The following is a 7045-nucleotide window of genomic DNA, read 5'->3' on the forward strand; positions in this document are numbered from 1 at the left end:
GCCGTCGGCCCGGTCGGATTCCTCGTCCCGCAAGCCCGGAGGGCCCGGGGAGACCTTCCTCCCCGGGCCCTCCGTCCGTGCCATGCCCCTTGATCAGCCGATCAGGTGCGAGACACCCGCGTCGCCCGAGGACTGGGTGTTCTGGCCGACGTTGCAGATCTGCTTCGGGGTGCTGTTCAGGATGGGCACCTCGACCGGAACCGCGACACCGGCGACGGCGACGGCGATGTTGTGGATCTCCGGCAGGCAGACGTTCGCGTTGTCCAGGGTGTGGAAGTTCGGGCTGCCGTTGCCGTGGGTGCCGGTCTGGTTGGTGCCGCCGTTGCCCTGGACGGAGGTGGCGGCGCCGTCCGAGTCGGCGATGGCGGAAGCCGAGCCGGCGGACATCGCGATGGCGGCGGCGGCCAGGCCGGCGGCGGCGAGGGACTTCTTGATCATTTCCGGTTTTCCTCTCAAGGGTGAATCGGGGAGCGATTCGAGGGTGGTTCGGGGGGTGGTGCGGGGGAGAGCTGCTCGGGGAGCGGTCAGCCGACCAGGTGGGACACGCCCGCGTCGCCGTGGCTCTGGGTGCCCTGGCCCTGGGTGCAGTACTGCTTGCCACCGCTGTTGGCGATCGGGACCTCGACCGGGACGGCCACGCCGAGAACACCGACGGCGATGTTGTGGATCTCGGGGAGGCAGACGTTCGCGTTGTCCAGGAAGTGGAAGTTCGGGCTGTTGTTCCCGACCGTCCCGGTGAAGTTGGTGCCGCCGTTGCCCTCGATCGAGGCCGCGGCGCCGTCCGAGTCGGCGATGGCGGAAGCGGGGGCGGCGGCACCGGCCAGCGCGGCGACGGCCAGGCCGGCGGCGGCGAAGGACTTCTGGATCATGGGAGATCCCTCTCTGAAATGCTTTCGGTTTCCGTGCGTAGCAACGCTTAGAACGCTCAGACCCGGTCTGCAGTCACTGACGTCCAGATCAAAGAATGACGGCACGGAAGGTTACGGGGTTTTTTGAAAAGAGTCCGGGAGGCGCGTCCGAGGGTGGTTTCCGGTCGGATTATTGGTCCGAATTGGTTAACGCCCGCAATCCGAACTCACGGTCACTCGTTGAGGCAGATTGCTTTCCGGCTGCGGCCCCGCAGCCCTTCCCCAGATCTCCAGTACGCCTTCAGTACGGACAGGCAGAACGGTGAAAAGCATGAAGTTCTCCAAGCGGGCCGGCGCGATGCTGCTGGCGGTCGGTGCGGGCGTGCTCGCCTCCCAGGGAGCGGCCTGCGCCGCCCCGGCAAGCCCCGACCAGGTCGGAGCCCTGGAGGACAAGCTGGCCACCCAGCAGGTCCCGGCGGACGTGCCGCTCGCCCCGCTGGGCAGCCACCTCCACTCCGACATCCCGACCTCGCTGCTCATGCCGCCGGTGCCCGGCCGGACCACCGACAACGGGCTGCTCCCGGACCACCTGGTGCCCCAGCTGGCCACCGGCAAGGCCGGCCCGAGTGCCAAGGCCCGGCTGCCGCTGCCGCTGGTCGACCAGGGTGCCGACCTCGGCGAGGTGCTGCTGGAGGCCCCGGCAGCGCCGCTGAACGCCAGGACCCCCGGCCTGGACGTCGGCAAGCCGCTGGCGCTGGTCCACGACGGCACCGGTCAGCTCGCCGACGGCCGGCTCAAGGTGGACGAGGTGGACCCGCGCCTGGTGCCCGGCGCCGTGCAGGCCGTGCCAGGGGCGACCGCCAGCCTCGGCGGTGACAAGAGCCGGCTCTCCGCCACCGATGAGGTCAACGACCTGGCCGACACCACCACCGCGACGGCCACCGGCGTCCTGCAGCGTTCGGACCTGACGGACACCACCACCGCGACCGCCGCCGGCGTGGTGCAGCAGAGCGGGCTGGCCGGCCTGACCCGGCTCTGAGCCGAGCCGCCCCGGACACGGCGGAGCCCGACACCCCTGGTGCGAAGAGGGGGTGCCGGGCTCCGCCGTGCCCGGGCTCAGCCCGGCAGGACGCCGGCCAGCCCGCCGATCAGCGGGAGGTCCTTGACGCCGCCGCCCCCGCTCAGCGGACCGGTCAGCGTGCCGGTGCCCACCGGGGCCAGGCCCTGGTCCGGCTGGACGGTCGCGCCGTTGTTGAGCACGTCGGCCGAGGAGTTGGCCCACGGGTCCAGGCGCAGGCTCTTGATCGGCGCGACGCCGTAGCCGAGGCCGGCCGTCGTCCCGCCCAGCGCCTGCCCGACGTCGGTCTTGGCCAGCGTGGCCGGGCCCGCCGCGGGCGCCCGGCCCGTGGCGGTGGCGGCCTGCGCCGAACCGGCGCCGAGCAGCACCGCGGCACCCACGGCGGCGGCCAGGCCCGCCCCGCTCTTCATCGAAACCATGCGGTTCACCCTTCAGTGGATCGGGGTTTCCCGGGACGGCCCGCCCGGGGATGCCGAACTGCCCCCCGGCCGGCTGGTCGGGGGGCAGTTCGGCCGGAACACGTGCCGATCGGGGATCAGCAGTCGTCCTCGTGCTTCGGGTGCATTTCCACGTTGGCGCACTTGTTGCCGAAGGCCGGGTTCAGCAGGCCGGCGGCGTCGACGGTGTTGCCGCACAGGTTGACCGGGATGTGCACCGGGATCTGGATCTGGTTGCCGGAGACGACGCCGGGGGAGCCGGCGGCCACGCCCTCGGCGCCCGCGCTGGCGGCGGCGGAGCCCGCCGCACCCAGCACCAGGCCGGCAGCGGCGGCGGAGAGGACGGCGACCTTCTTCACGTTCTGCATGGGGGTTGATCTCCTCGATCACACACGGGTGGAGCGTGCCGCGCCCGACGCGGCGGGCGTGGCACGGGCTCGGTGAATCAGCTGTCGCCGGTGCGGCGACCGCGGGTTCAGCCGATGTTGGCGCAGTGGGTGCCGAACGTCGGGTTCAGCAGGCCGACGATGTCGACGGTGTTGCCGCAGATGTTGAGCGGGATGTGCACCGGGATCTGGATCTGGTTGCCGGAGAGCACGCCGGGGGAGCCGGCGGCCACACCCTCGGCACCGGCGCTGGCGAACGCGCCGCCGGCGGAACCGAGCACCAGGCCGGTGGCGGCCAGCGACAGGGCGGCGGCCTTCTTGAAGTTGAGCATGTTTTTCCTCCGATTTCCGCCCGACGGAAGGGAATTGTCGGGAGTCGGGCGAGCGGGAATACTCGTCCGTTGGCTTCAGGGATTGCCGTGATTGTCACTCCGACGGCGCACACCGGCGTGTTCCGCCCATGGCTCGGGCGTCGACGCAGCCGCCGTGTTTTTCCAGCGCCTGGCGAACGATTCCCGCACGGCCGGGAAGGGTTCGGACAAGGGCGCGACCAGGAATTCCCGGTCAGGCGTTCAGGCGGTGTCGCCGAACGCCGGGTTCAGAGGGCCCGCCACGTCGACCGACTTGCCGGCGGCCTCGGTGCCGACGAGGCCGTGGGCGAGCTGCGCATGGGCGGTACTCGATTCAGGAGTAGGGCCGGTTGGATCGTCTTCGTCAGGGAGAACGAGGCAGTGCGCTGCGGGAAACGGCCCGGTCCCTCGATCACCCGAGATCACCCGAATGCCGGTCAGCGGCCCCATTGCTCCGGACGGGTGACAGCGGGCGCACCGTCGCAACCGCCCCGGACGGGTCTCGTTCTAGATGTCGCACTCCCCGTGCATCTCTGTTGAACAGTCAGGAGGCTCACATGAGCGTCAAGAAGACCGCCGCCGTTGGCGCGGCCGTGGTGGGCATCGTGGCCGCCGGCGCCGGCACCGCGATGGCCAGCTCCGGCGCCCAGGGTGTCGCCGCGGGTTCCCCCGGTGTCATCTCGGGCAACCAGATCCAGATCCCGGTGCACATCCCGGTCAACCTGTGCGGCAACACCGTCGACGCCGTGGGCCTGCTGAACCCGGCGTTCGGCAACCACTGCGCCAACGTGGGCTGATTCCACCCCCGGTTCGGCCGGTGAGAGCCGCCGTTCCGCGCTTCCCTCCTGGGGCGCGGAACGGCGGCTCTTTTCGTGCCCCCGCCGCTGTCGTCGCGTCAATGAGTGGCGGTGTCACAAGCCTTGTTGCACTACTTGTCAGTACCTAGAATGTGAGACCTGCTCACCTTTCCTGCTCCTCTCTTGCTCCGCGCCGCTCGGCGCCCCGGCCGGGCGGTCCCCCCACCCCCCGCAAGGAGTCGCGTGTGATCAGGTTCCGCATCCCAGCGGCGCGGCGAACGCGAACGGGCGCATCCCGGTCCGCGGCGCTGCTCGCCACCGGCGTCCTCGTCGCCGCCCTCGGCCTGGCCGGCGCCCCCGCCGCCCTCGCCGACGCCACCCCGACCCCGACCCCGGCGCCCGACGCCGTCCGCCCGGCCGCGATCGTCGCCCTGGGCGACAGCGCCATCTCCGGGGAGGGCGCCGGCACCGACACCAACGACGGCTACTTCCCCGAGACCGACAGCCCCACCAACTACTGCCACCGCCATCCCAAGTCGGAGATCTTCACCACCGACATCCCCGGGGTCACCCCGATCGACCTCGCCTGCTCCGGCGCCCAGACCGGCGACCTGGTGAGCGATCCGGAGCTGGCCAAGATCACCGGCTCGGGCAGCGGTGACTACGGCGAGCCCAAGCAGGACGTCAAACTCGCCGACGTGGCGGGCAAGTACGACGTCAAGCTGGTCGTCGTCACGATCGGCGCCAACGACGACTTCGACTTCAGCGGCATCATGATGCACTGCCTCGCGCAGTACTTCCCGATCCCCAAGGACCAGGGCTGCCGGGACACCATCGGCAGCGACGAGATCCGCCAGCGCGCCAAGCGGGTGCAGCCCAAGGTCGTGGCCGCGCTGCAGAACATCCGGCAGACCATGCGCAAGGCCGGGTACGCCGACTCCTCGTACCAACTGGTCTACCAGTCGTACTTCAACCCGATCACCCCGGACATCCGGCGCAACGACTACCTGGGCAAGATCGCCGACGGCTGCCCGGCCTTCCCCGAGGACCTCGCCTGGGGTCACAACTGGGTGGTGCCGACGTTCAGCGACGCGCTCCGCGGGGCGGCCGAACAGGTGCCCGGCGTACGGTACTTGGACCAGCGGCGGGTCGCCTTCGGACACGAGGTGTGCGCGGAGTGGACCAGCTCGCCGTACGAGTACACCAACGGGGACGTCATCAACCTCTCCGAGTGGGCGCGCAACGGCTGCGACTCGCAGATCGGCATCCCCGGGCTGTGCATGAACATGGTCCGCCAGTCGTACCACCTGCGGGTGGCCGGCTACCGCGGTGAGGGCGTCTGCCTCGGCCAGTTCTTCGCCGAGCCCGACCAGCCGGAGGCGTACTGCACCCTCAACCAGCAGAACACCACCTCGATCCAGCCGCTCACCCCCGGCAAGCCCTTCGGCGACGTCCCCGAGGACGGCTCCTGGTACCAGCTCACCAACGCGGCCACCGGCAACGCCCTCGACCTCACCGGCGGCGGCACCTACGGCGACTCCACCAACGGCCGGGCCGCCATCAGCTACCCGGCCAGCGGCTCGCTGAACCAGTCCTTCGTCCTGGAGGCCAAGGCCGGCGGCAGCTACGAACTGGACTTCAGCGGCAACCGCGACATGTGTCTGGACGCCAACGCCGCCTCCACCGCCGTCGGCACCCGGATCCAGCAGTGGGGCTGCAACGGCGGCGCCAACCAGCACTGGATCTTCAAGCCGGCCGGCAACGGCACCTACGAGATCGCCGACTCCGCCGACCCCACCAAGGTCCTCGCCGCCACGGCCGACCTCGACGCCAAGGGCAACCCCTACGTCGAACTCGCCCAGGAGACCGGCGCCCCGGCCCAGCTCTGGCAACTCACCAAGCTCGGCATCGTCTACCTGCACAGCTGACGCAGGCCCTGGAGCACCTCAGGCCGTCGCCGCCCCCAGCCGGGCGGCGACGGCCGCGCTCATCGGGTACGGCCTCTCGACCGGCAGCAGCGCCGGGTCGCGCTCCCGCCGCATCCGGTCGGCCAGCGCGGTGACGTCCGTGATCCGCCGGATCCACTCGTCCGCGTAGCGCCGCACCGCCTCGCCGCGCAGCCCGACCTGGATCGCGCGCCACTCCAGCGCCCCCAGGTTCGGCCCGCGCTCCGGGTCCCACTGCACCCGCACCGGGCTCTGCCGCAGCTCCCGCTTCCACTCCGCCCGCGAGGCGTGCACCCGGCCGGTGTAGGCGCTCAGCACCGCCCGCCCCAGCGCCCAGTCGAAGCCCTCCCGGCTGATCTCCACCGCCAGCACCCGCTCCTGGCCCGTACTTCGGCCCCAGTCGCTGCGGTGCATCAGCCAGAGGAACGAGGGCTTGATCCAGGTCATCCGGTCCCGCTCGAACGCCTCCGGGAGCCGCCCCTCGGCCGCCGCCGGTTCGGCGATGTGCGGCGGGAAGGCCTGGTAGACGGTGATCGTGTCGGCGGTGTGGAGGGCCCGGATCTGGTGCTTCGGCGGCTGGGACGGCATGGGCGGAATCGTCGCGGGCGCCGCGCTCCGGGCGCCAGGGGTTTTCCGGGCGGCGGGGAGGGTGGCGGGGGAGGGCGGAGCCGGTGGGGGCGTGCCGTAGGCTCACGGGAAAATCGTTGCGCCGGAGCCGCGCGCACCTTGAGCGGGGCGGGGAGTACCCAGAGCAGATGAGCACGGCATCGAGCACCGAGTCGTCCAGTACCGAGCCCGAGTCGCCGGTGGCGCCGGCCGAGGAGCGGACCGAGGAGCGGGCGGGCCGGGTGCCCGGTCGGTTCGGGGCGCTGGTGGACCGCTTCGCGCCCGCGCTGGGCGCGTACGCGGTGGTCAAGGCGATCGGCCTGACCGTCTTCCTGGTGCTGCTGGACCACACCGGGGACTACCTGAAGAAGCAGGTCGGCCGCGGCGGCGGCGCCCACGCGTGGGACGTGCTGGGCACCTGGGACGGCGTCTGGTACCAGCGGATCGCCGAGAACGGCTACGACCCGCAGCTGATCCCGTTGCACGGCTGGCCACTGGCCACCTACTACGAGAACTCGGCCGCCTTCTTCCCGCTCTACCCCTGGCTGATGCGGCTGGTGGGCGCGGTCACCGGGCTCGGCCCGTACGGCTCCGGGA

General features: G+C 71.3%; 9 protein-coding genes and 1 pseudogene. 4 read left to right on the plus strand and 6 right to left on the minus strand.

Annotated elements, in window-relative coordinates; all coding sequences use genetic code 11:
- Positions 1–93 precede the first annotated feature (93 nt).
- Positions 94–438: a rodlet layer protein gene (locus ACFVWU_RS43745; protein ID WP_387632056.1), complete on the minus strand. Its 345-nt coding sequence runs from the start codon at positions 436–438 to the stop codon at positions 94–96.
- A gap of 86 nt (positions 439–524) precedes the next feature.
- Positions 525–869: a rodlet layer protein gene (locus tag ACFVWU_RS43750; RefSeq protein WP_387632057.1), complete on the minus strand. Its 345-nt coding sequence runs from the start codon at positions 867–869 to the stop codon at positions 525–527.
- A gap of 310 nt (positions 870–1179) precedes the next feature.
- Between ACFVWU_RS43750 and ACFVWU_RS43755 the strand changes: the two genes are divergently transcribed.
- Positions 1180–1887: a hypothetical protein gene (locus tag ACFVWU_RS43755; RefSeq protein WP_387632059.1), complete on the plus strand. Its 708-nt coding sequence runs from the start codon at positions 1180–1182 to the stop codon at positions 1885–1887.
- 77 nt (positions 1888–1964) lie between these two features.
- Here the strand turns inward: ACFVWU_RS43755 and ACFVWU_RS43760 are convergent, their stop codons facing one another.
- The 3 genes from ACFVWU_RS43760 to ACFVWU_RS43770 form a co-directional block, all read right to left on the minus strand.
- Complete coding sequence (locus ACFVWU_RS43760; protein WP_387632061.1) at positions 1965–2345, minus strand: hypothetical protein; 381 nt, start codon at positions 2343–2345, stop codon at positions 1965–1967.
- A gap of 116 nt (positions 2346–2461) precedes the next feature.
- Positions 2462–2731, minus strand: coding sequence for a chaplin (locus ACFVWU_RS43765; RefSeq protein WP_387632063.1), 270 nt, complete (start codon positions 2729–2731; stop codon positions 2462–2464).
- A 107-nt stretch (positions 2732–2838) separates the two neighbouring features.
- On the minus strand, positions 2839–3081 hold the full coding sequence (locus ACFVWU_RS43770; protein WP_387632066.1) for a chaplin: 243 nt from the start codon (positions 3079–3081) through the stop codon (positions 2839–2841).
- A 575-nt stretch (positions 3082–3656) separates the two neighbouring features.
- Here ACFVWU_RS43770 and ACFVWU_RS43775 point away from each other — a divergent pair.
- Together ACFVWU_RS43775 and ACFVWU_RS43780 are read left to right on the plus strand one after the other, a co-directional pair.
- Positions 3657–3896 (plus strand): chaplin, encoded by a 240-nt coding sequence (locus tag ACFVWU_RS43775; protein WP_387632069.1) that lies wholly within the window; start codon positions 3657–3659, stop codon positions 3894–3896.
- Between the two features lie 245 nt (positions 3897–4141).
- Positions 4142–5824, plus strand: coding sequence for an RICIN domain-containing protein (locus ACFVWU_RS43780; RefSeq protein ID WP_387632070.1), 1683 nt, complete (start codon positions 4142–4144; stop codon positions 5822–5824).
- An 18-nt stretch (positions 5825–5842) separates the two neighbouring features.
- Here ACFVWU_RS43780 and ACFVWU_RS43785 read toward each other — a convergent pair whose 3' ends face one another.
- Positions 5843–6430 carry a DUF4291 domain-containing protein gene (locus tag ACFVWU_RS43785; protein WP_387632073.1) on the minus strand — a complete coding sequence of 196 codons (588 nt, stop codon included), beginning with the start codon at positions 6428–6430 and terminating at the stop codon, positions 5843–5845.
- 167 nt (positions 6431–6597) lie between these two features.
- Between ACFVWU_RS43785 and ACFVWU_RS43790 the strand changes: the two are divergent.
- Positions 6598–7045, plus strand: a pseudogene (locus ACFVWU_RS43790) (hypothetical protein); the annotation flags it as partial.

It is taken from the genome of Kitasatospora sp. NPDC058190 (assembly GCF_042883685.1).
Classification (GTDB): Bacteria; Actinomycetota; Actinomycetes; order Streptomycetales; family Streptomycetaceae; genus Kitasatospora.